20 protein-coding genes and 2 pseudogenes are annotated in these 20,303 nt (G+C 51.4%); 10 read left to right on the forward strand and 12 right to left on the reverse strand.

The genetic code is table 11. The features are described 5' to 3' along the window. Positions 1 to 76: 76 nt before the first annotated feature. The 5 genes and pseudogenes from Q4544_RS03020 to Q4544_RS03040 form a co-directional block, all read right to left on the reverse strand. Positions 77 to 804, reverse strand: a pseudogene (locus tag Q4544_RS03020) (IS3 family transposase); the annotation flags it as partial. A gap of 157 nt (positions 805 to 961) precedes the next feature. Further along, positions 962 to 1,645 (reverse strand): GntR family transcriptional regulator, encoded by a 684-nt coding sequence (locus tag Q4544_RS03025; protein ID WP_303504010.1) that lies wholly within the window; start codon positions 1,643 to 1,645, stop codon positions 962 to 964. Positions 1,646 to 1,650: 5 nt separating this feature from the next. Beyond that, complete coding sequence (locus Q4544_RS03030) at positions 1,651 to 2,265, reverse strand: nitrile hydratase subunit alpha (RefSeq protein WP_303504011.1); 615 nt, start codon at positions 2,263 to 2,265, stop codon at positions 1,651 to 1,653. Positions 2,266 to 2,267: 2 nt separating this feature from the next. Then, positions 2,268 to 2,591, reverse strand: a complete 324-nt coding sequence (locus Q4544_RS03035; protein ID WP_303504012.1) for an SH3-like domain-containing protein — start codon at positions 2,589 to 2,591, stop codon at positions 2,268 to 2,270. A 7-nt stretch (positions 2,592 to 2,598) separates the two neighbouring features. Beyond that, complete coding sequence (locus tag Q4544_RS03040) at positions 2,599 to 2,889, reverse strand: SH3-like domain-containing protein (RefSeq protein ID WP_303504013.1); 291 nt, start codon at positions 2,887 to 2,889, stop codon at positions 2,599 to 2,601. A 182-nt stretch (positions 2,890 to 3,071) separates the two neighbouring features. Between Q4544_RS03040 and Q4544_RS03045 the strand changes: the two genes are divergently transcribed. From Q4544_RS03045 to Q4544_RS03070, 6 genes are read left to right on the forward strand one after another with little or no spacing between them, the layout of a single operon-like run. After that, a complete protein-coding gene (locus Q4544_RS03045; protein ID WP_303504014.1) occupies positions 3,072 to 4,283 on the forward strand; it encodes an amidase in 1,212 nt (403 codons plus the stop codon). Between the two features lie 49 nt (positions 4,284 to 4,332). Continuing rightward, on the forward strand, positions 4,333 to 5,418 hold the full coding sequence (locus Q4544_RS03050; protein WP_303504015.1) for a TRAP transporter substrate-binding protein: 1,086 nt from the start codon (positions 4,333 to 4,335) through the stop codon (positions 5,416 to 5,418). Between the two features lie 5 nt (positions 5,419 to 5,423). After that, the gene (locus Q4544_RS03055) at positions 5,424 to 5,942 is read left to right on the forward strand and encodes a TRAP transporter small permease subunit (RefSeq protein ID WP_303504016.1); all 519 of its coding nucleotides are present in this window, start codon (positions 5,424 to 5,426) and stop codon (positions 5,940 to 5,942) included. Next, entirely contained in the window at positions 5,942 to 7,258 is a 1,317-nt protein-coding gene (locus Q4544_RS03060; protein WP_303504017.1) for a TRAP transporter large permease subunit, read from the forward strand. Before Q4544_RS03055 ends, Q4544_RS03060 begins: the two co-directional genes overlap by 1 nt. A 5-nt stretch (positions 7,259 to 7,263) precedes the next feature. After that, positions 7,264 to 8,397, forward strand: a complete 1,134-nt coding sequence (locus Q4544_RS03065; RefSeq protein ID WP_303504018.1) for a DSD1 family PLP-dependent enzyme — start codon at positions 7,264 to 7,266, stop codon at positions 8,395 to 8,397. Between the two features lie 25 nt (positions 8,398 to 8,422). Then, entirely contained in the window at positions 8,423 to 9,196 is a 774-nt protein-coding gene (locus Q4544_RS03070) for a short-chain dehydrogenase/reductase (RefSeq protein WP_303504019.1), read from the forward strand. Between the two features lie 351 nt (positions 9,197 to 9,547). Here Q4544_RS03070 and Q4544_RS03075 read toward each other — a convergent pair. The 7 genes and pseudogenes from Q4544_RS03075 to Q4544_RS03105 all read right to left on the reverse strand — a co-directional run bounded on the left by Q4544_RS03075 (position 9,548) and on the right by Q4544_RS03105 (position 15,294). Next, positions 9,548 to 10,970: pseudogene (locus Q4544_RS03075) on the reverse strand (transposase). A 300-nt stretch (positions 10,971 to 11,270) separates the two neighbouring features. Next, complete coding sequence (locus Q4544_RS03080; RefSeq protein WP_303504020.1) at positions 11,271 to 11,783, reverse strand: DUF3299 domain-containing protein; 513 nt, start codon at positions 11,781 to 11,783, stop codon at positions 11,271 to 11,273. After that, on the reverse strand, positions 11,777 to 12,277 hold the full coding sequence (locus Q4544_RS03085; protein WP_303504021.1) for a DUF3299 domain-containing protein: 501 nt from the start codon (positions 12,275 to 12,277) through the stop codon (positions 11,777 to 11,779). The genes Q4544_RS03080 and Q4544_RS03085 overlap by 7 nt, the downstream gene beginning before the upstream one ends. A 22-nt stretch (positions 12,278 to 12,299) precedes the next feature. Then, the gene (locus Q4544_RS03090) at positions 12,300 to 13,550 is read right to left on the reverse strand and encodes an ABC transporter permease (protein ID WP_303504022.1); all 1,251 of its coding nucleotides are present in this window, start codon (positions 13,548 to 13,550) and stop codon (positions 12,300 to 12,302) included. Next, complete coding sequence (locus Q4544_RS03095) at positions 13,547 to 14,242, reverse strand: ABC transporter ATP-binding protein (RefSeq protein WP_303504023.1); 696 nt, start codon at positions 14,240 to 14,242, stop codon at positions 13,547 to 13,549. The genes Q4544_RS03090 and Q4544_RS03095 overlap by 4 nt, the downstream gene beginning before the upstream one ends. 6 nt (positions 14,243 to 14,248) lie before the next feature. Continuing rightward, the gene (locus Q4544_RS03100) at positions 14,249 to 14,878 is read right to left on the reverse strand and encodes a DUF2796 domain-containing protein (protein ID WP_303504024.1); all 630 of its coding nucleotides are present in this window, start codon (positions 14,876 to 14,878) and stop codon (positions 14,249 to 14,251) included. 29 nt (positions 14,879 to 14,907) lie between these two features. Further along, positions 14,908 to 15,294, reverse strand: a complete 387-nt coding sequence (locus tag Q4544_RS03105) for a Fur family transcriptional regulator (RefSeq protein WP_303504025.1) — start codon at positions 15,292 to 15,294, stop codon at positions 14,908 to 14,910. 178 nt (positions 15,295 to 15,472) lie between these two features. Here Q4544_RS03105 and Q4544_RS03110 point away from each other — a divergent pair, with 178 nt between their 5' ends. Genes Q4544_RS03110 through Q4544_RS03125 form a run of 4 tightly spaced genes read left to right on the forward strand, consistent with a single transcriptional unit; the run spans position 15,473 to position 20,180 of the window. Further along, positions 15,473 to 16,996, forward strand: coding sequence for an ABC transporter substrate-binding protein (locus Q4544_RS03110; RefSeq protein ID WP_303504026.1), 1,524 nt, complete (start codon positions 15,473 to 15,475; stop codon positions 16,994 to 16,996). A 3-nt stretch (positions 16,997 to 16,999) separates the two neighbouring features. Continuing rightward, a complete protein-coding gene (locus Q4544_RS03115) occupies positions 17,000 to 17,956 on the forward strand; it encodes an ABC transporter permease (RefSeq protein ID WP_303504027.1) in 957 nt (318 codons plus the stop codon). After that, positions 17,953 to 18,792: an ABC transporter permease gene (locus Q4544_RS03120; protein ID WP_303504028.1), complete on the forward strand. Its 840-nt coding sequence runs from the start codon at positions 17,953 to 17,955 to the stop codon at positions 18,790 to 18,792. The genes Q4544_RS03115 and Q4544_RS03120 overlap by 4 nt, the downstream gene beginning before the upstream one ends. After that, positions 18,789 to 20,180, forward strand: coding sequence for an ABC transporter ATP-binding protein (locus Q4544_RS03125; protein ID WP_303504029.1), 1,392 nt, complete (start codon positions 18,789 to 18,791; stop codon positions 20,178 to 20,180). Before Q4544_RS03120 ends, Q4544_RS03125 begins: the two co-directional genes overlap by 4 nt. The last annotated feature ends 123 nt before the right edge of the window (positions 20,181 to 20,303 follow it).

Genomic DNA, 20,303 nt, shown 5'->3' on the forward strand with positions numbered 1-20,303 from the left:
AATCGTGCCTTCATTTGTCCGTCCTTTTGTTGGGCGGACTCTACACAAATTTGGAGGAGTTTTAGGGGCTCAGGTCAGTCCAGATATAGCTTATGTCACCTGCCCACTTCTGGTTTGGTTCGTTTGCTGCGAAGTTTCGATCCAGTAGGTTTGGCGCGATGTTGAACTTGTGATTGCTGTCTGTCGTCACCTTATGTTTGCACGTTCTGATGACTGATATGCCGTTCTGGCGCATCAACCGGCCAACACGGCGGTGACCGATATCCAGGCCAATCTCTTTCAACTCCTCAGTCATGCGCGGCCTGCCACTCTCATTGAATGCAAGCATTCAACTGCCGTGCGGTGCATAGCTGCCAAGCCTAAGACGAGATTGTTCTCTGATGTGCGCCAACGTGACCAAATCAGATCGCTGCCTACGGCTGGCAGGACGGCTGCGGAACGCCCGCAAACCGCGTGGGCTGACGTCCATAACATCACATAGCCGATTGGTCGGGAAGCTTTCGCTGTGTTCTTCAATGAACCTAAACCTCACGGCTTTTGGCTCGCGAAGAACTGCGTTGCTTTTTTAAAGATATCCCTCTCCTCCTTGAGAACACGGTTCTCGCGCCAAAGCCGGTCATTCTCTTGAGCGAGGCTCAAATCCTCTTTTGACATCAAATCCATGTCTCGATGCACCGTGATCCACTTGTTCAGCGTCGACATGCCCACGCCCAGATCATCAGCTACTTGCTTGCGTGTAAGCCCGCTGGTCAGTGCGATGCGCACCGCATCCTTGCGGAATTCGTCAGTCCGTTTCAGCCCAATAGTTCATCTCCTTTGTCGCAGTAAATGCTATCAAAGGAGCGGCATCAAACGGTGACAGGTCCATGTTGAAGTGAAATGTAAGCATAGACTTTTAACATGCAGCTTTTTTACTCCGCTGCTGCCCCTAGCTCTTAAGAAGTCAACAGAAAATATGGTGTCATTTGTGTCTAGATTGGCTAGCAAAAGATTGTTCAACCAAGCGCTCGACCGCGTCTATATGTTGAAGTGAGCGCTCAACGGCGCGGTCAACATCGCGCGACTTAAAGCACTCCAAAATTTCAAAATGCTCTGTTTCTGCCTGTGCGCCATACTCGTGGTTTGTCCAGAGTACACAGGAATACCGATCAGCTTTGCGGTACAAGTTTTCTATAAACTCAAGCAAAAGTGCATTGCCGCACGGCTTGTATAGGCATAGATGAAAATCCCAATTCAATTTTACAAGGGACAGGTTATCAGACTCTTTTGTTGATGATCTGACGATAGTTTCGGCGGTACGAAGCTCAGGTTCGGTGATGCGAACGATGGCTTGCTCGATCGCCATCGGTTCCAGTTTGCGGCGTAGACTCCAGATGTTGCGCAGCTCTTCTAAGCTGATGCTCGCGACAAATGCACCTCTGTTGGCAATCTGCTCCACAAGCCCTTCAAACTTTAAGATCTGAAGGGCTTCACGTACTGGAATATGGCTAACGCCAAACTGGCTCGCAATATCGTTTTGTCGCAGCTGCATTCCTGCAGAATACTTGCCGGACAAAACGCGCTCACGTAAGGCTTGGCAAATCTTCTCGGTTGTGGATTTTGTTGGCTGGGTCACAGCCAAAGCCGAGTCATTTGCGATGGCCATTGGGGTCACGTGCTCACTTTTGTTACACCGATCATGCTGTCGCGACTAACTAAAGAAGCCAATTCTGACTCTGCCAGATGCTCTGTCCCTTTAGGTCGCAACGGAAGGACTAAATATCGGCAATCGGCCGTGCTGTCCACCACGCGCAGATTAGTACCGGCCGGGAGGACGGTGCCAAACTCAGCTAAAACTTCGCGGGGCTCTTTCACCACGCGAGAACGATAATTACGTGATTTGTACCAAACAGGTGGAGGGCCAAGAATTGGGCGCGGGTAGCATGAACATAATGTACATACCACAACGTGGTGCAAATCCTCCGTATTTTCCAAAATCAGAAAAACTGGGTGCGGTGGCATTGATATCCCGATCTGTGCTGCCGCGGCCGGCAAGTCGTGGCGAGCCAGTTCTCGGAACTCAGGGTCTACCCAGCAGCGCGCGATTAGCTTTGCGCCCTCGGTAGGGGTGCGGCCTTCCATGTCTTCGATTTGAGCTGTGACTTCGGCAGTGGTCAGCAGTGCACTTTCATCCAAAGCGGTTAGAACTTGAGATAGAAGCCTATCAAACGCTGCGCGGGGTTCGCTGTGATCGCGAGAGGTGGGGTGGGGGTGATCGTGTGGCATCATTATTTGTCCTGAGCTGTTTTGCGGAGCCAGTGTTCGTAGACTTCGACCTGAAGTGTGTCAGTGTTATCGCCGGTATAGTTGTCCCAAAGCTCTGACAGGTTAAATTCTACCCAATACAAAGGGGATTCCGGCAAGCCGCTGCCTCCATAGGCTAGGTCTTCTGGGTTTTTATAGCTTCCTATGTAGCTAACAATTTTGCCATAAGCCCCACGCACATAGAGTGGCGTGCGGCAGTGACCCAAAGATTCATCTTGGATTACTTGTACGCACTGCCCGTCAGCGAATTTAGGCGCCTTGGATTGGTCACACCGAACTGAGATCATGGTGCCCTCAGCTACTTGCTTGTGGGATATCTAGGGCGCTTGCCTCTACATAACCCTTTTCAATAAGCAGCAGAGACATCGCTTTCAGCCAACGTTCGTAATAGCTTAGGCCAAAGTAATCTGCCTGAGAAAAGCTTTCCACTGTTCGCCTTACTTCATCCATCGTGAAAGCTGCCTTTTTAGGGCTCGTCAGCAGCGCATAAAGCGCATCCACTCTTTTGTCGAAGAACGTTAATTCATGCTCTGTCTGGTCTATTTTGCCGGCCGGTAGCCCGCCTAGATCGTGTGTACGCTCCATATTCCATTCCCTTTATGCGCATTTTTATAGCAACTTTTTGCGGTTGCATTTTTTTTGTGCACGCCCATCGTGCGTTACCTCTTGATACTTTGGGGTTCCAAATTTCTATTGAGATAATATAATATATTATATCTTATATGAATCAGGGTGGCAATAATTAAGGTCTACCCAACGGGGGGAATATGAAAATTCGGTCGGAAAATATGTCTTTTGCAAGCAGAGAAAAAACGCTGAAAGCCTTTGTACATATTGCGGATGATGTGGATACATCTGCGAATTGCGCGGAAGGCAATGCAACCGTGCCGCTGTCGAAGGCAACTCTTGCAGTAAAGGATCTATTTGACGTCGCGGGAATGCCGACAGGTTTCGGCTCGCCGATCTACGATGGCAACACTCCAGTGACTACAGCAGAGGCTGTGCGCCGTGCAAAGAGCGCTGGGGTTAAGGTGGTTGGCAAGACGGTTACGACTGAATTCGCAACTTTCAAACCTGGTCCAACCGTCAACCCGCAAAACTCTGCCCATACTCCAGGTGGTTCATCTAGCGGTTCGGCTGCCTCAGTTGGTGCTGGGTTGGTATCGCATGGAATTGGGACACAGACAGCTGGCTCTGTCATTCGTCCAGCAGCGTATTGTGGGGTCGTTGGTTTCCTGCCGACGATGGGCTGTGTTTCGCGCAATGGATTAAAGGTTATTTCACCATCATTGGACCGAGCGGGCGTTTTTGGGCGCAGCGTTCAGGCCGTTTCCGATCTGGCAGGTGTGATTGCAGATCTCCCCAAAATCGCTAAGAGCGCCGACGCACCAAGACGCATTGGGTTCTTTGAGGACGAAACTTGGGCCGACGCAGACAGCGCTACCCAGCAAACCTTGCAGGCCTACAAATCGAAAGTAGCAGAAGCGGGGGACGTTGTTGTAAATTTGGGCAACGGAAAGATCTTGTTAGATCTGATCCAAGCGCAAAGCGACGTCATGGGGTTCGAAGCCCTAAATTCGCTTGAAGACGAACTCACAAATCATGAGGCACTCATATCCGATCAGCTCAGCGCCTACTGTGCGGAAGCTGCTGGAATTACGCCAGAAAAATATGCAACTGCGCTTGAATTCGGGCAAGCAGGGCGAGTCTGGATCGAGACACTTTTGGCGAACCTAGATGCGATCGCCTCGCCATCAGCAAAGACTTTGCCCCCAGCCACTCTGGCCAGTACTGGGGATCCGTACGTCAACCGTGCATGGTCTTTGCTTCATACCCCTTGCATCACTTTGCCAACTGCGCCCCTGCAAAACAACCTCAAAGGGGCTGTTCAACTGGTGGCCGGTTTTGGGCAGGACCTCAATCTTCTGGAAATTGCGAAACAACACGAAATGCGGGTCGCTGAAATTGGCCTTAGCTAACAAGAAATTCTGAAAAATCAGGAACAATTCACAACAGAGAGGACTAAAAATGAAGAGAAGACAAATTTTGACCGGCGGTGTCGCGGCACTGGGTGGTGCCGCACTCGCAGCTCCGGCCGTTGCGAGCTCTGAGCAAACCTTTAAATGGAAGATGACGACAGCTTATCCTCCAAGTTTGCCTATGTATTCTGTCGGGCCAGGTAGCCTGACTGATTTAACTGATCGCATTCGGGCTATGTCCGGTGGGCGATTGAATATCGAGGTCTTTCACGGCGGCGAACTGGTTCCCCCATTTGAAGGCTTTGATGCTGCTCAGTCAGGCATTGTCGAATGTAACGGCTGGGTTTCCTATTTCGGGGCAGGCAAGCGCCCATGGGCACAGTTCTTTGGTGGGGTGCCATTTGGTATGAACTATCAAGGTCAGAACGCTTGGATGTACGAAGGGGGCGGTTTGGACCTTTGGCAAGAGCTTTATGCTGACATCGGAATGGTGCCCTTCCCATGTGGAAACACCGGTGTGCAAATGACGGGCTGGTTCAAGGATGAAGTCAACACATTGGAAGATCTAAAGGGATTGCAAATGCGTATCCCTGGGCTCTCTAGCCGGATTTATGCCGCGGTTGGCGTGGACGTGAAGTTGTTACCACCTGCCGAGATTTTTCCTGCACTGGAGCGTGGCGTTATTCAGGCCGCTGAATGGGTAGGTCCTGCTCAGGATAAAATTCTAGGTCTCCATAATGCTGCATCATATTACTACACCACTGGCTGGTCCGAGCCAAATAACGTGGTTGAATTTGCGGTAAACAAAGACGCATGGGAAACCTTGCCCGAGGACCTGCAACACATTGTTCGTAATGCTTGTGCATCTACTAACGTCCGTTCGCAGGCTTGGTCCGAAGCGGTCAATGGCGAAGCTCTGCAAGACTTGGTCGAAAACCATGGAACACAGTTGCGTACTCTTTCCGATGACATTCTCGACGGTCTACGCGAAGCAACTCCTGGTGTGCTCGAAGAACTTGGATCTGGGGATCCACTGTTCGCTCGGGTTCGGGATCACTACTTTGATTTCAAAGCCAAACATGATGCATGGACCAATGTCAGTGAAGGTCAATGGCATCGCCGAATTCGAGGGTGATGGCGTTGCAAGTTTTTCTTAAACTTGCCGACAAATGCGAAACTGTTGTGACCTTTCTTGGAAAGGTCGCAATGGTTTGCGTTTTCGGAACTATTGTAACGGTCACGGCAAATGTGCTCGTTCGATATCTGTTCGGAATTGGAACCGTCTGGACCCAAGAATTGGAGTGGCATTTTCTTGCTGTGATCGCAACATTCGGTGTGGCCTATACCTATCAGCAAGGCGAACATGTCCGTGTTGACGTGATCTACAAACCCGCAGGTCCCCGAACCAAGGCTGCAATTGATCTTGCAGCGGCGATTGCACTGATCGTTATAGCGATTTTGATCTGCAACTACACGTTGCCCTATATTCAACAATCTTGGCGCAGCCTTGAGGGATCCGCCGATCCAGGTGGTTTGCCGATGCGCTACCTCTTGAAGGCCACCATCTTTGTCGGTTTTGCCAGCCTTGTCTTGCAGGCGTTTGCAGAAATCATTCGCCATTTATCCACTCTAATCACTGGGAAGGTAGGGACTGACTGATGGAGCTTCAAATTATTCTAATGCTGTGCGCCTTTTTCGGGCTCCTCATAATTGGCTTCCCTGTCGCCATCGCTATCGCAACTGCGGGCTTTGTTTTTGGGTTCACCGGTCTGGAAGGGAAACTTTTCAGCCTCGTCCCGCATCGGATTTATGGGGTCATTACGAAATACGAATTCATTGCGATTCCATTGTTTGTTTTCATGGGGGTGGCGCTTGAAAAATCCCGTATTGCAGAAGATCTGTTAACTGTAATTGGCTATGCAATGGGCGGTCTACGCGGAGGTTTAGGCATCGCCATTGTCCTGTGCGGCGTATTGCTGGGTGCTGCAACTGGAATCGTGGGAGCGACCATCGTCACCTTAACAATGCTAACGCTGCCCATTCTATTGGCACGAGGATATTCTAAAAGTCTGTCCTGTGGCCTAATTTGCGCATCAGGCACACTTGGACAGATAATTCCGCCCAGCTTGGTCCTCATTTTAATGGCCGATATCGTTGGTTTGTCGGTTGGCACATTGTTCGCAGCTGCTTTTGTCCCAGGAATGCTGTTGGCATTCCTGTTTGTGGCATATCTATTGGTGCTTGCTCTTCTTAATCCATCTTCGGTTCCCGCTATTGACGCAGAAGAACGCGCTCAAGTCAGCTTCAAAAGCCTTATGAAAAAGATGGTTTTTGTTGTTTTACCACCAATGGCACTCGTAGTCTTTGTGTTGGGATCCATCATTGGTGGTATCGCAGCGCCAACTGAAGCTGCCTCGATTGGAGCGAGTGGTGCCATTGTGATTGCTGCCCTTTATGGAAGGCTAAGTACCACACTAATTAAAGAGACTGCACGAACGACGTTGATCATATCAAGTATGATTTTCTTCATTCTGTTATCTTCTCAGGTCTTCTCCATCGCGTTCCGCGGCCTTGGCGGCGAGCACTTTGTGAAGAACTTATTTGCAGGCATCCCTGGTGACGTTAACGGTGCGATCTTGTTCTTGCTGCTGATCATTTTTGTGTTGGGATTCTTCATGGAATGGATTGAAATCAGCTATATTGCGCTGCCAATCATGTTGCCATTCTTCCGCTTGGAAGGCGTGGACATGGTTTGGCTTTCCATGCTGATCGCCGTCATCCTGCAGACATCATTTTTAACACCTCCCTTTGGATGGTCGTTATTTTTCTTACAGGGCGTCGCCCCAAAGGAAATTAGGATGAGAGACATCTATGTCGGTGTTTTGCCATTCATTGGCATTCAGCTTTTCGTAGTGGCCCTTGTTTTTGTCTTTAGCGACTTGGTGCTTTGGCTCCCCCGCGTCATTGGATGGTAAATAAAATGAGTATTGAAGTTGGAACAATCGTTCCTGCAAAAGTCGGCATGCATGTTTCGGAAATTGAAACACCAGCGTTAATCGTTGACCTCGATGCATTCGAACGCAACCTGGAAAAAATGCGAGATATTGCAAGAACGCATGGCGTGGGGCTTCGAGCCCACGCCAAAGCTCACAAATCGGCGGATGTGGCACATCGGCAATTGGAAATTGGTGGCGCACATGGGTTTTGTTGCCAAAAAGTTTCCGAAGCAATTGCCTTGGTTGACGCTGGTATCAAGGACATTCTGATTTCTAATCAGATCGTTTCGCCGAGCAAAATTGCCAGACTGATCGACCTAAGCAAAAGAGCAAATCTTCGTGTATGTGTCGATGATTCCGAAAACATTATAGCCCTTTCCAAGGCCGCCGTCGAAGGTGGCATCGAATTGGGTTGTTTAGTGGAAATTGACGTTGGCGCAGGACGATGTGGTGTCACGCCTGGCCGGGATGCGGCCGAACTCGCGCACCAAATCGCGACTGCACCAAACCTGCGATTTGATGGTTTGCAAGCCTACCACGGCCCGGCTCAGCATTGCGTTGACGCAAATGAGCGGCAATCAATCTTTGAAAGTGTCGTCGTAAAAGTTGAGAGGACTTTAACCGCACTCAAGGACCAAGCTCTTGAGTGCCCAATCATCAGCGGTGCGGGAACCGGCACATTTCAAAAGGAAGCGGCATCTGGTCTCTTTACCGAGCTCCAAGCAGGCACCTATTGTTTCATGGATGCTTCATACATGTCGGTGCGAAATCAAGAGGGTGGGCAGGAAGTACCGTTTGAAAACGCGCTCTTTTTGTTGTGCTCGGTCATGTCTGCCGTTCGAGCTGGTACCGTGGTTTGTGACGGTGGCCACAAAAGCCATGCAATCGATTCTGGATTGCCCGTTCTCGTGGATGTCGAAGGTGCTGAATATGTAGGCTGCAACGACGAACACGGTGTGATCAATGATCCAAATAATCTCTTAAAATTGAACGACAAAGTGCGTCTGATTCCAGGTCACTGTGACCCCACCTGCAATTTACATGACACATTGATTGGGGTGCGGAACGGTTTGGTCGAAACGGTTTGGCCAGTCACGGCACGCGGGAAACTTTGGTAATGCGCTCTGCAAAAAGGGAAAAATGATGAAACTTCACCTAGAAGGAAAGACGGCGCTTATTACGGGCGGCTCAAAGGGTATCGGCCTCGCGAGCGCTAAGCTTCTCGCCCAAGAGGGATGTGACATCGTTTTGGTGGCCCGTGATCCCAATGCATTGTCTGATGCAGTGGCTGAGATCCAGACAGAGACAGGCAAAACGGCACAAACAATGACTTGTGATGTGGCAAATCAAGAAACTCCGGAAAAGCTTGTGGAGCAATTTCCAGATATAGACATTCTTGTGAACAATGCAGGTGCTATTCCCGGCGGTTCCTTAGATCAGGTCGCTGCAGATGCTTGGCGGCAATCTTGGGATCTCAAAGTGTTTGGAATAATTGAAATGACACGTCATTTTTACGCATCAATGGCGACGCGACGGTCAGGAGTGATTATCAATGTCATTGGTTGGGCAGGACTGCGCGTGGACGCGAACTATCTTGCCGGAAGTATGGGCAATGCTTCTTTGGTCGCGATGACCCGCGCCCTTGGCTCTACCAGTCCCGCAGATGGCGTGCGTGTCGTTGGTATTAATCCCGGCCCGGTTGACACTGATCGATTAGAGTTTTTGCAACGTAAAAAGGCTGAGGTGCTGCTTGGAGATGCCAACAAGTGGCGCGAGCTTGTGGCAAAACTTCCCTTTGGCCGCGCCGCCCAAAAGGTCGAGATAGCTTCAGCTGTTGCATTTTTGGCCTCTGAAGTGTCAGGGTATACTTCCGGTTCAGTTCTCGAAATCGACGGTGGCTTGTCTTGGAAAATTTAGATACTTCAAAAGTATACGCAGTTTGAACAAAGTCGAAATATTGCAATCTCGCTTTGTCATGATTGTTTGGGCCAGAATTGCAGGACGAGGACCCTTGAACCCTACTTGGGCGTAAAGATAGCAAGGCACGCGCGCAGGCGTGTTCAAGTACGCTAAGAGGCTATTTAAAGTAAGCATTTAGACAAACTGTCAAAAGACAGGTTCAATGCTTATTGATTGGCGGCTTTGTTCAATTGGAAAGTTTTCATTCTTGATCGCAGCGAATGACCGCTTTCCGCCGATTCTGTTGAAAAACAACGTATTGCAAGCGCAGAAAATAGAGCTTCAAACAGTGCGCGAGCGCCTTTTCTATCAGGCTTTGCGCATTTGCTGCGGTGCAGGAAAGATCTTGGCTAATTTGCGGAGGTTTTGGGCGGTTGCGGCGAGGAGGAATTCATCATTTGCACCACATGGGCCGCGTAATCGCAATCGTCCCAATCCCAAGATCCGTTTGAGGTGGGCGAAGAGCATTTCGACCTTCTTCCGCAACCGCATTGAGATCGCATATTGCTTGGTCTTGGCAATATCGCGGGCAACCTGACGGGCATCTTCATGTTCTTCACGCGTGATCTTGCGCGCATCTGCTTTCGGGCAGCACTTCATCTTCGATGGGCAGGCTTGGCAGGTGTGTTTCAATGCCTGATACTTGGCGACCCCTTTGCCAGATGGACCACGGTTCGGATCTGAGTAGTTGCGTCGGAACTGTTTGAGCGGCTCACCTTCGGGGCAGATGTATTGGTTGTTCTCGGCGTCCCATTCGAAGTCAGCGCGAGACCAAGTACCGTCTGTGCGACCAGATTTATCTAGCACGGGAATGTGTGGGTTGATGTCACGATCAACGACCCATCCCAGCATAGGGCCTGAACCATAGGCGCTATCCGCGATGAGCCGTTCTGGATCGATGTCATGCCGATCTTTGATCCGATCCAACATCGTGCGGACAGAGCCAACTTCGGCTTGTCGGATTGATCTGGTGCCCTCGACATCGAGGATGACACTGTGGTCCGTGTCGATCAGGTAATTGGTCGAATAACTGAAGAATGCAGGGCCTTTGCGCGCTGCCGTCTATTACCGGCAGGTGATTGCATGCAATCACCGAGAGGCATTGGCTTGCGGGATCGGAATGAGATGTGAACTTGGGTTGAACCTCCGATGCTGCGCCGAATGCCGCATCGTCCAGCACATCCAAATACTCCTTCACTGCGCGTGGCGCATCGTTTGGATCAATGGCGTTACGATCCCAATCTTCTTTTGGCGTTGAATTTTGCTTGTTGGCATCGGCTTCAATCAAGCTGGCGTCTGCCGCAAGGCGCTGGCCACTTACCAAACCATCCGCGATGCACCGTGCGACAGTCTTTTCAAAAAGATGCCTCAGCAACGCACTTTCCCGAAAGCGCCCATGCCGGTTCTTGGAAAAGGTCGAATGGTTCGGCACTGGATCAGACAGATCGAGGCGACAGAACCAGCGATAGGCCAGATTCAAATGCACCTCTTCACACAATCGACGCTCTGACCGAATACCGAAGCAATAGCCGACCAACAGCATCCGGATCAGAAGTTCGGGATCAATCGATGGGCGGCCGGTGTGGCTGTAAAAGTCTGCGAGATACTGGCGGATGTCGCTTAGATCGACAAACCTATCAATGGAGCGCAGCAGATGATCTGGGGGCACATGATCGTCAATCGAGAACTCGTAAAACAACGCGCCTTGCGCTTCCTGCTTCGGTCCCAACATCGCCAATCCCCTCGTTACTAAGGACAATTGAATCACTGGCCAAGATTCAAATCAACAAGAGTTTTTCAACAGAATTAGCCCTATTGGAGCAATATTAAACTACGCATTTGAGGGCCGGTAGGATCCGGCGGTTGCTCCCTCCCGCAACCAACACTAATTCTTCAATATTATCAATAGTCTGAGATTCTGATCTCGGGCCTTCTTTGCGTTGGGCACCGGAAAAACAATAATCTCAGCTCCAAGCAACTTTCTTATTAGCCTGGATTGAAGTGGTCCAACTAATGGTGCTCGAGCATCTTGCTACCCGCGATAAGGCTCTATCTTATCCGCTGACAAAGCATAGCCAATCTCCGCAAGGTGCGTCCTTAAAGATGAGACGCCGAACATCCCTATGACATTCACCGGTTCAAACATGCCTTTGCTCTCATAGGGTGTTGGAGACGTGACAAAAACGAGTTGGTTTGCAGGTGGTGGCGGAACGTGAACGCAGGCGCCAACATAGGGCACCAGAATAAAAGCGGTAACACCGGATCCATTATAGTCAATTGGGACGATAAAGCCTGGAATACGGACGATATGGCCATTCCAATCCGTTCTGACCCCGGTGGAGGTCGGTTGCTGGCTTGACAGTGGTACTTGTTCATCATGGGGCAGCAGTTCGCGGATCGCATTTGGGATGGCTGTTTGATCTTTTGGCAGCAGATCGTCCCAGTCTAGCTCAATGAAACCCTCGGCACGTGCGACACTGGCCAACAAGCTTGATGCGGTTATTCCTGAGAGAAACGCGCGGCGATGTAGAACGTGGCTCACCATATGTAGGTTTCCAAGTCATCCGCAGAGATCGAGTAACCGATTTGCCCAAGTGTCGTGGATTGCAATTGCGTTCTTATTGTACCTGTCACCCAAACCGGCTCCCATAGTTCATCATCAGGCCAAGGCTTTGACGAATTGACCATCACAAGTTGGTTCGCGGGCGGAGGAGGTGTGTGAATGCATGCGCCGACATAGGGCACTAGCATGAAGTCGGTTACACCTTCGGCGCTCGTTTCCAAGGGAATAATAAAGCCGGGCATCTTGATATAGGTGCCGTTCAGCTTTTCGTTTAGCTTGATTCCATTCTCATCGTAGACGGGAAGCCATGTATCATTGGCTTCGTCTAGCTCACCTTCGCCGATGATTTCAGAATAAGGCAGGCCAGGCGGGATCAAATCATCCCAAGTGATTTCACGCGGGGTGGCTGCAAGGGCGGTCTTCGGTGTCAATACCGAGCCGGACAAAAGCATTAACGCAGTTCTTCGGTTCAACATTGCAATCAACCCACTTTCAGCATCACGTTTTAACCATCATACCATCTGCGACGGACAGCCTGTAAGCCCTTAATGCAGGGACCAAGCTCACGATTGCGCCAGCGCAGATCACGGCTAGGACCACCCAAACTTCACGCATCGTTGGTGCGTTTATGGGCAACCATAGGCCATAGGCGCTATCAAGGATGGGTTGGGCGATGATCAATCCGATGTACAGTAGAACCAAACCAAACAACGCGCCAACGGCTGCCATCAGCATGGCCTCAAGAACGAGCATGCTTAGAATGGTTGAGGGCCGCGCGCCCATAGCGCGAAAGATCGCCATCTCGCGACGACGTTCGTTTAGGCTGGAAAAGATCGTGGCCATCATCCCGATGAGTGCTGTGACAACCACCAAGGATGACACCGCCAAGAGCGCAGTTTCCGCAATGCCAACGATACTCCAGAGTTCCTGCAACGCGACGCCGGGTAAGATCGCGAGCAAAGGCTCTTCTGTGTATTCATTGATGGCACGCTGTAGGGAAAAGATCTGGAGCGGAGATTCAACGCCGACCAGAACGGCAGTAACCGCTTTGGGCGTAAGTTCCATGTTACGGATCACATCTGCTGGTGTTGATTGACCGGGTACTTTCGCGCCGCTTTTCCAATCGACGTGGATCGCCTCTATCGCTTCCATGCTCACGATGACAGTACGGTCAACGGGTGTTCCTGTCTTTTCCAGAATGCCAGATACACGGAACGGCTGATCTTTGTGTTCGGTAAAGGATGCGAGGCCATGGGCGACGATAATTGGGTCGCCGATACTATATCCCATGGTTGCAGCAACATCCGCACCGATTACTGTATCAAACAGATCATCCATGATGACACCATCAGAGACAGCCAATGATCTGCCTTGCCGGTATTTATAGTGCTCGAAAAAGGCACGAGAGGTGCCCATCACACGAAACTGGCGGTGACTATCGCCCAGCGAAATGGGCACGATCCAGTCGACTTCTGGTCGCGCGGCAATATCTTGGTAGCTTTCCCAAGTCACATTGTTGGTCGCGTTGCCGATGCGAAAAACAGAATATAGTAACAGTTGCACAGACCCCGATCGTGCACCGACAATCAGGTCGGTGCCGGAAATTGTATCGGCAAAGCTTGCCTTTGCACCTGTTCTTACCTTTTCAACCCCAAGAAACAGGGCGACAGATAGGCCAATGGCGAGGATCGTCATGCCCACAGTCAGCGCACGCGCACCGAGCGAAGCAATGGCAAGGCGCATGATCATACAGAGGCTCTTTCTATCTGTGCGATGTCTTCCATCTGGATCACGCGGTCAAAACGTTCGCCAAGCCGCGGGTCATGGCTGACCATCAAAAGTGACGTGTTGTGCTTGGTTGTTTGTGCAAACAGTAAATCAAGAAACGCAGATTGACTATTCGCATCCAGCGCTGAGGTCGGTTCATCTGCGATGATCAAGGGTGGTTGCCCAATCAGCGCACGTGCGACTGCAACGCGTTGCTGTTGACCAACACTCAGGGCCGTTGCCTTTGCATATATCGCATCGGCCGGTAACCCGAGCGCTGCACACAACGCAGTTGCCTCAGCCGTAGCATCACTAACACGCTTGCGGCGCGCAGGGGCAAAGCGAAGCGGAAGCAAGATGTTATCCAGCAAAGAGCCGAAGGGCAGCAAGTTAAACTGCTGAAAGATCACACCAATCTGTTCGGCCCGAAACTTGTCACGTGCACCACCTGACAAGCTGGTGATGTCCGTTCCCGCAATACATACGCGTCCTTGATCGGGCACAATCGTACCGCAGATCAACGACAAAAGCGTAGATTTCCCAGACCCGCTTTCGCCGAGCAATAAGACGGACTCGCCCTTTGCAACCGACAGGTCAGGGACGGTGAGTGAGAACCCAGAACGCCCTGACCAGCGATAGGCAACGTCGGTAATTTCAAGAGGCGCGCCTGTCACTTAGGATCAGCTCCCCAAGGTTAACACAGGCGTGTCGCGTTCAACTTCGAAAGCCTGCGCGCCGGATTTCGTGATGATTTGCACTTCTACTTCATTTGCGTTTGCAAATGCCTCAAAGTAGTCAAAAGTGATCTGGGTGAGCGCATCAGGATTGGTGCAATTCAGCGTGTATTCCGCATGGAATTCTGTGTGACCCGCTTCATCCGCGTGATCGTTTTTTTCATGATCGTGGCCTGCATGTTCGTCGTGACCGTGGTCGTCATGCTTATCATCTGCATGATCCTTATGATCATCGTGATGTTCTTCACCGTGATCGTCATGTTCCTCGCTTTCAAGTGCTGCCATTGCTTTAACGACGGAACAACCGGCCGCACTCGGCATCACGAACAAATCAAGTGGTGCGCCAAGTGTGCCGACAGCTGCCTCTATGGCCGCAAGATCTGCATCACTTTCGGCCGCGTATTCGAAGCCAACAATGTCAGCGCCGGGCGCTTCGAACGCCATCGCGACTGTTGTGCCTTCGATTGCAATATTAAGCGTGCCAACGCCATGTTCATGGGCGTCAAGCTGGCGTGCTTCTTCCGCAAGGGCAGGAAAAGCTGCGACAAAAGCGATAAGAGAGATTGCTTGTTTCATGTTACTTCCAGTTTGAATGATTGTGTTGGTCACGCCGCGCAGGTGCCGCACAACCCGTGAATTTCTACGATATGTCGATCCGCGCGAAAGGCGTTTCGCTCGGTCAAGGCGGTTAGCTTGGGCAACAGATCGCTGCCGTCATGTTCTTCGACCGACCCACAGTCTTCGCAGATCGCTAGGACAGGTACGCTTTCGACATGGTTACAGCGGCAGGGCACAAAGGCCTTGATGGATTCAAGACGGTGCGCGCGCCCTTGGTCAGTAAGTGCCGAAAGTGTTCGATAAACCGTTGGCGGTGCGATGTCCGGTTCGCTGGCCTGAAGCCGCTCAAGGATTTGGTATGCCGTCATCGGGCGATCACAGGATTTTAGAACGCTTAGAACATCTGTTTGCCGAGCTGCCGCGCGTTTTCTCATGTGTTGATCTCCCTGATTAGCAATTTATTATTTTATAAAGTAACAAACAGCAAGGCGTGAATGTCGCAATGGCTTGTCCTTGGTGGCATTCTAATAAATCACAAATAATGATATGTTATAATATATCTAGTCATGTTAATCCCTCCCGAATCTTGTGTTATTATTTCGGAGACATTTCATGATAAAACCTCTTAGCGCCGTAATTTGCATCGCAATTGCGGGGGCAGCCCTCCAAGCAACAGCAGAGACAAAATCGAGCGTCACCATTGCCTCTCCGTGGGAAGTGGCAAGCTATGATCCTGCGATTGCTGGATTTGCGATCCAGAAACTGCAAATCATGGAAAACCTTGTTGATGCGGATGTAAATGGTGCGTTGCGCCCAGGTTTGGCAACAGCATGGACCGCTTCAAAAGATGGCCTGTCTTGGCAGTTCACCTTGCGAAGTGGCGTCAAATTTCATGACGGGTCTGACTTTACTGCAGAGGCTGCGGTTACGGCGCTGACCCGTGCTTGGAAACAACCAGGTGTTCTGAAAAAAGCACCAATTATTGGCATTTCTGCAAGCGGTGAAACTGTTGTTATAACGCTTGAAAAACCATTCACGGCGCTTCCCGCGTTTTTGGCGCATGCCACAACAATCATTCCTGCACCCGCAGCATTTGATGCGGACGGGAACCCCGCGCAGATGATTGGTACCGGCCCATTCAGCGTTTCAAACTTTACGCCGCCACAAAGCATTTCACTGGTACGAAATGATGCATATTGGGGTGAAAAAGCGAAGCTAGATAGCGCAACTTACCTTGCAGCTGGGCGTGCTGAAACACGTGCGCTTTTGGCAGAAAGTGGTGATGCGGATGTGGTATTTACTCTTGATGCGGCGGGATATTCCCACTTGCAGCACGTGGATACCATTGAAACATCAGCCGTACCGATCCCCCGCGTTGTTGCTTTAAAAGTAAACGCAGGGCACCCGTTCTTTAGCGATGCAAAGGCGCGTCAAGCATTAAGCCTCGCCATTCCAAGAGACGGTATCGCCCGTGCGATTACCCGCTTCCCCGAAGCTGCGGCTGATCAACTGTTTCCACCTGCCTTGAATACATGGCACTCTGCCGACCTAGAGCCACTTCAAACGGACATAGAGGTCGCCAAATCTTTGCTTTCCGAATTGGGCTGGGTTGCAGGTCCGGATGGTATCCTAACTCGTGATGGCGAACGGTTTTCCATTACGCTACGCACCTTCCCCGATCGCCCAGAGTTGCCATTGATTGCAACTGCGCTGCAGGATCAATGGCGCGAGATCGGTATCGAGCTTGAGGTCAGTGTCGCAAACTATTCTGAAATTCCTGCGGGTCATCAGGATGGGTCGCTGCATGTGGCACTTTATGCTCGCAACTACGGCCTAACACCTGATCCAATTGGTTCTGTGCTGCAGGACTTTGGTACAGGTGGCGGTGATTGGGGTGCTATGGGGTGGCACAATCAAAAGGTTGTCGAGGCTCTCGACATCATTGCATCAACCGTCGATCCGGATCAGCGCCAAGCAAGCATCGCGACGGTTGCCAAGGAACTGCACCAAGAACTGCCAGTGATCCCTATCGTTTGGTATCAACACACCGTGTCAATTGATAAGAACCTAAAGGGTGTCATCATTGACCCGCTGCAGCGTAGCTACGGGTTAAGCGATATGTATTGGGCTAACTAAAATATGAGCCCTCCACTTAAATCAATGTTGGGGGTCCTCGCCGCGCGAGGCCTCCAAGCTGTAATTGTAGCGTTGATCGTTGGTATCGTCAGCTTTGCTATGATGTATGCGCTGCCCGGCGATGCGGCGTATCGTATTGCAGCAGGTCGTTATGGATATGACATGATGGACGCCGCTGCAGCCGAAGTTGTGCGTCTTGAGCTTGGTTTAGACGATCCCTGGCTCATCCAGTTGTGGTCCTGGATTGGTCAGCTAATGCAATTCGATTTGGGCAATTCTCTTGTCTATGGATCACCTGTGGTGGATGAGATTGCGACGCAACTTGGCTTTTCCCTACTCTTAGCCGGCGGAGCGGTGGCGGCGTCACTTTTGATCGCCTTGCCGGTTGGAATTGTGTCGGGGCTTAATCCAGGTGGATTGTTTGATCGCACCAGCATGGGCTTATCCGTGTTTCTGCGGGCGATCCCGGCATTCGCACTTGGGATCGTGCTGGTATTGGTTTTCGCGGTTCAGCTAAAGCTTTTCCCGGTGGCAGGTTTTCGGGGTTTTGATAACTTAGTGCTGCCTTCCTTTACTTTGGGTATTGGCCTTGCGGCCGTTTCAAATCGTGTTGTTCGTGATGCCGTTGTGGACGCAATGAATGCAGACTGGCGATTGTTTTCCCGCACCAAAGGATTGTCATCTCGTCTAACATTGATCCGTCATGTTCTACGCAATGCCGCCCTTCCCGTCGTGACATATGTCGGGGTGCAACTTGCCTATTTGATCGAAGGCGTTGTGATCGTTGAAACCGTGTTTGCTTGGCCGGGAATTGGCCACGCGCTGGTACACGCAATCTTTGGTCGCGACATCGCAATGGTGCAGGGGACCGCTTTGACGCTTGGTCTGCTTTACGTGGCGTTGAATCTGATCATTGATCTTGCGTGCCGCTTGATTGACCCACGCGGGAGTGTGGCATGACAGATCAATCAAACATGATGGCTTTGCCACATCTGCAACACAAACCATCAAAGCTGCGTCTGGCGCGCGTCTTGGGTTTCGCGCTTTTGCTTTGGCTTGCAATCGTCGCTGTCGGCGGACCGGACTTGATCGGTCAAGACCCGGCAAAACAATCTCTCTTATCCACGCTTGAGCGACCAAGTCTCGCACACCCGCTTGGCACAGATCATCTGGGGCGGGATATGGTCGCACGGCTGCTTTCCGGTGCGCAATTATCGCTTTCTTTGGCATTCTTGTCGGTCATTACCGCAGGGTTGCCCGGAACGATCATTGGCATAACAGCAGCTTGGTTCGGAGGTTGGATAGATCGTATTTTAGGGGCCTTCGCCGATGCCGTTTTGGCATTACCCGGGCTACTGCTGGTCCTGATGTTAGCCGCGATGTCCCCCGGGTCTTGGTGGGCGCTGTATGCGGGCATCTCACTCACGCTTTGGGTGGAGTATTTCCGCTACACGCGCCAACGCGCGCGGATCGTCTTGGCAGAACCCAGCGTAGAAGCCTCGCGGCTATTGGGCCTTGGACCTTGGCTATTGGTACGCCGCCATCTCATCCCGGAAATTGGCCCCGGTCTGTTAACCATTGCAGCTTTCGGTGCCGCGACCGCGGTGACGTCAGTTGCCGCTTTGGGGTTTGTCAGCGTCGGCATCCGTCCCCCAACCGCAGAATGGGGTGTGATGATGACTGAACTTTTACCGTATTGGCGGGAAGCACCGTTTCTAATCCTGCAACCAGTTGGTTGCTTGGTCATCACTGTATTGGCGCTTCACCTTTCTGTAGGGGGCATGCGACGTCCATGATTTATTCCATTGAAGTAAAAGACCTATCCGTCTTCGCCGGATCAACACACCTGATGGGCCCCGTGAGCTTTAAGGTGAAGCCGGGCGGAACACTTGTGATCATGGGGGAAACCGGCGCTGGCAAAAGCCTTATTGCGCAAGCCATTCTTGGCACGCTCCCGGGTGTGCTTAGGGCCGAGGGTGAAATCACTGTAAATGGTCGCCGTGTTGATCAATTGTACCAGATCGATCGCGCAGCGCTTTGGGGCCGTGAAATTGCAACGTTACCCCAAGAGCCTTGGCGCGCGCTTGATCCGTTGATGCGTTCTTTCAAGCAGGTGAAAGAAGCTCATCGCTATGTTGCAGATCGTCAAGCAATCGAAGCAGATCTTGCGACCACTGAAGCGTTTGAAGCCTTGGGGCTATCTGGTGCAGAACAGCGACTCCCCGGTGCATTATCTGGCGGCATGGCGCAACGCGTCGCTTTTGCCGCGGCGACCGCTGCGAATGCACCGATCCTTTTGGCAGATGAACCCACAAAAGGGCTGGATTCAGCACGCCATGCAAAAGTCGTTGGTTTGCTTGCTCAAGTCCCACAGGCTGGCGGGACGCTTTTGGCGATTACACATGAGGCATCCGTGGCCCGCCATTTGGGTGGCACCCTGATAGTCATGCGCGATGGGACGTTGGTAGAGCAGGGCGCAACAGATGCTGTTCTCAAAACCCCAAGCGATCCTTTTACGCGCGACCTTCTAAATGCAGATCCCCAAAACTGGCCCAAAACGCAGAGCCACACGACAGCGGAGACAGTGTTAACGGTACGTGATCTCGCTGTGGAACGTGGCAAAAAATGCCTGTTCGAAGGGTTCAACCTTGATGTGCATGCCGGTGAAAAGATTGCATTGACGGGGCCAAGTGGGATCGGAAAAACTACTCTGCTGGATGCGATCGCTGGTTTGTTAAAGCCTGCATCAGGAACCGTGACACGCGGCCAATCACTGCCCAGACATGGCGTGCAAAAGCTCTATCAAGATCCACCAGCAGCGTTCCCCAGTCGAGTGCCGCTTGTGCACACGTTACGAGACGTGGCGCGGCGACACAAAACAGACTGGTCACGTGTCATGCAGTTTCTTGAACAGCTAGGTATTCACCCCTCGTTGCTGGAGCGATTGCCGGATGAAGTGTCAGGGGGCGAATTGCAAAGAATTTCCATCGCGCGCGCACTGACCGTGGGCCCAAAGGTGCTTCTCGCAGATGAACCAACGTCACGCCTTGATCCCATCACGCAACGCGAAACGCTCTTAATGCTAGATCGCATCGCTGAAGATGAGAAAATCGCAATTATTCTCGTCACCCACGACCAGAGTATTGCCCAAAAGTGGGCGGATCGAGAGATTTCACTCGTATGAAACCTAAGATGCCTGATTACGCGTCAGGCATCTTTTCAAACCCATCAATCGGCACCGGGATCAAAGATTGTATTGCGGAGCGATACGTATGCGCCAAGACCAATCCGACTCATGTCATATTTA

The organism is Cognatishimia sp. 1_MG-2023, from assembly GCF_030548175.1.
Lineage (GTDB): Bacteria > Pseudomonadota > Alphaproteobacteria > Rhodobacterales > Rhodobacteraceae > Cognatishimia.

Coding starts and splice junctions, on each gene's coding strand:
- Q4544_RS03060 (WP_303504017.1), top strand. CDS start 5,942: ATGGAGCTTCAAATTATTCTAATGCTGTGCGCCTTTTTCGGGCTCCTC.
- Q4544_RS03090 (WP_303504022.1), bottom strand. CDS start 13,550: ATGATCATGCGCCTTGCCATTGCTTCGCTCGGTGCGCGTGCGCTGACT.
- Q4544_RS03125 (WP_303504029.1), top strand. CDS start 18,789: ATGATTTATTCCATTGAAGTAAAAGACCTATCCGTCTTCGCCGGATCA.
- Q4544_RS03105 (WP_303504025.1), bottom strand. CDS start 15,294: ATGAGAAAACGCGCGGCAGCTCGGCAAACAGATGTTCTAAGCGTTCTA.
- Q4544_RS03070 (WP_303504019.1), top strand. CDS start 8,423: ATGAAACTTCACCTAGAAGGAAAGACGGCGCTTATTACGGGCGGCTCA.
- Q4544_RS03115 (WP_303504027.1), top strand. CDS start 17,000: ATGAGCCCTCCACTTAAATCAATGTTGGGGGTCCTCGCCGCGCGAGGC.
- Q4544_RS03110 (WP_303504026.1), top strand. CDS start 15,473: ATGATAAAACCTCTTAGCGCCGTAATTTGCATCGCAATTGCGGGGGCA.
- Q4544_RS03025 (WP_303504010.1), bottom strand. CDS start 1,645: ATGGCCATCGCAAATGACTCGGCTTTGGCTGTGACCCAGCCAACAAAA.
- Q4544_RS03040 (WP_303504013.1), bottom strand. CDS start 2,889: ATGGAGCGTACACACGATCTAGGCGGGCTACCGGCCGGCAAAATAGAC.
- Q4544_RS03085 (WP_303504021.1), bottom strand. CDS start 12,277: ATGTTGAACCGAAGAACTGCGTTAATGCTTTTGTCCGGCTCGGTATTG.
- Q4544_RS03120 (WP_303504028.1), top strand. CDS start 17,953: ATGACAGATCAATCAAACATGATGGCTTTGCCACATCTGCAACACAAA.
- Q4544_RS03100 (WP_303504024.1), bottom strand. CDS start 14,878: ATGAAACAAGCAATCTCTCTTATCGCTTTTGTCGCAGCTTTTCCTGCC.
- Q4544_RS03035 (WP_303504012.1), bottom strand. CDS start 2,591: ATGATCTCAGTTCGGTGTGACCAATCCAAGGCGCCTAAATTCGCTGAC.
- Q4544_RS03065 (WP_303504018.1), top strand. CDS start 7,264: ATGAGTATTGAAGTTGGAACAATCGTTCCTGCAAAAGTCGGCATGCAT.
- Q4544_RS03080 (WP_303504020.1), bottom strand. CDS start 11,783: ATGGTGAGCCACGTTCTACATCGCCGCGCGTTTCTCTCAGGAATAACC.
- Q4544_RS03045 (WP_303504014.1), top strand. CDS start 3,072: ATGAAAATTCGGTCGGAAAATATGTCTTTTGCAAGCAGAGAAAAAACG.
- Q4544_RS03030 (WP_303504011.1), bottom strand. CDS start 2,265: ATGCCACACGATCACCCCCACCCCACCTCTCGCGATCACAGCGAACCC.
- Q4544_RS03050 (WP_303504015.1), top strand. CDS start 4,333: ATGAAGAGAAGACAAATTTTGACCGGCGGTGTCGCGGCACTGGGTGGT.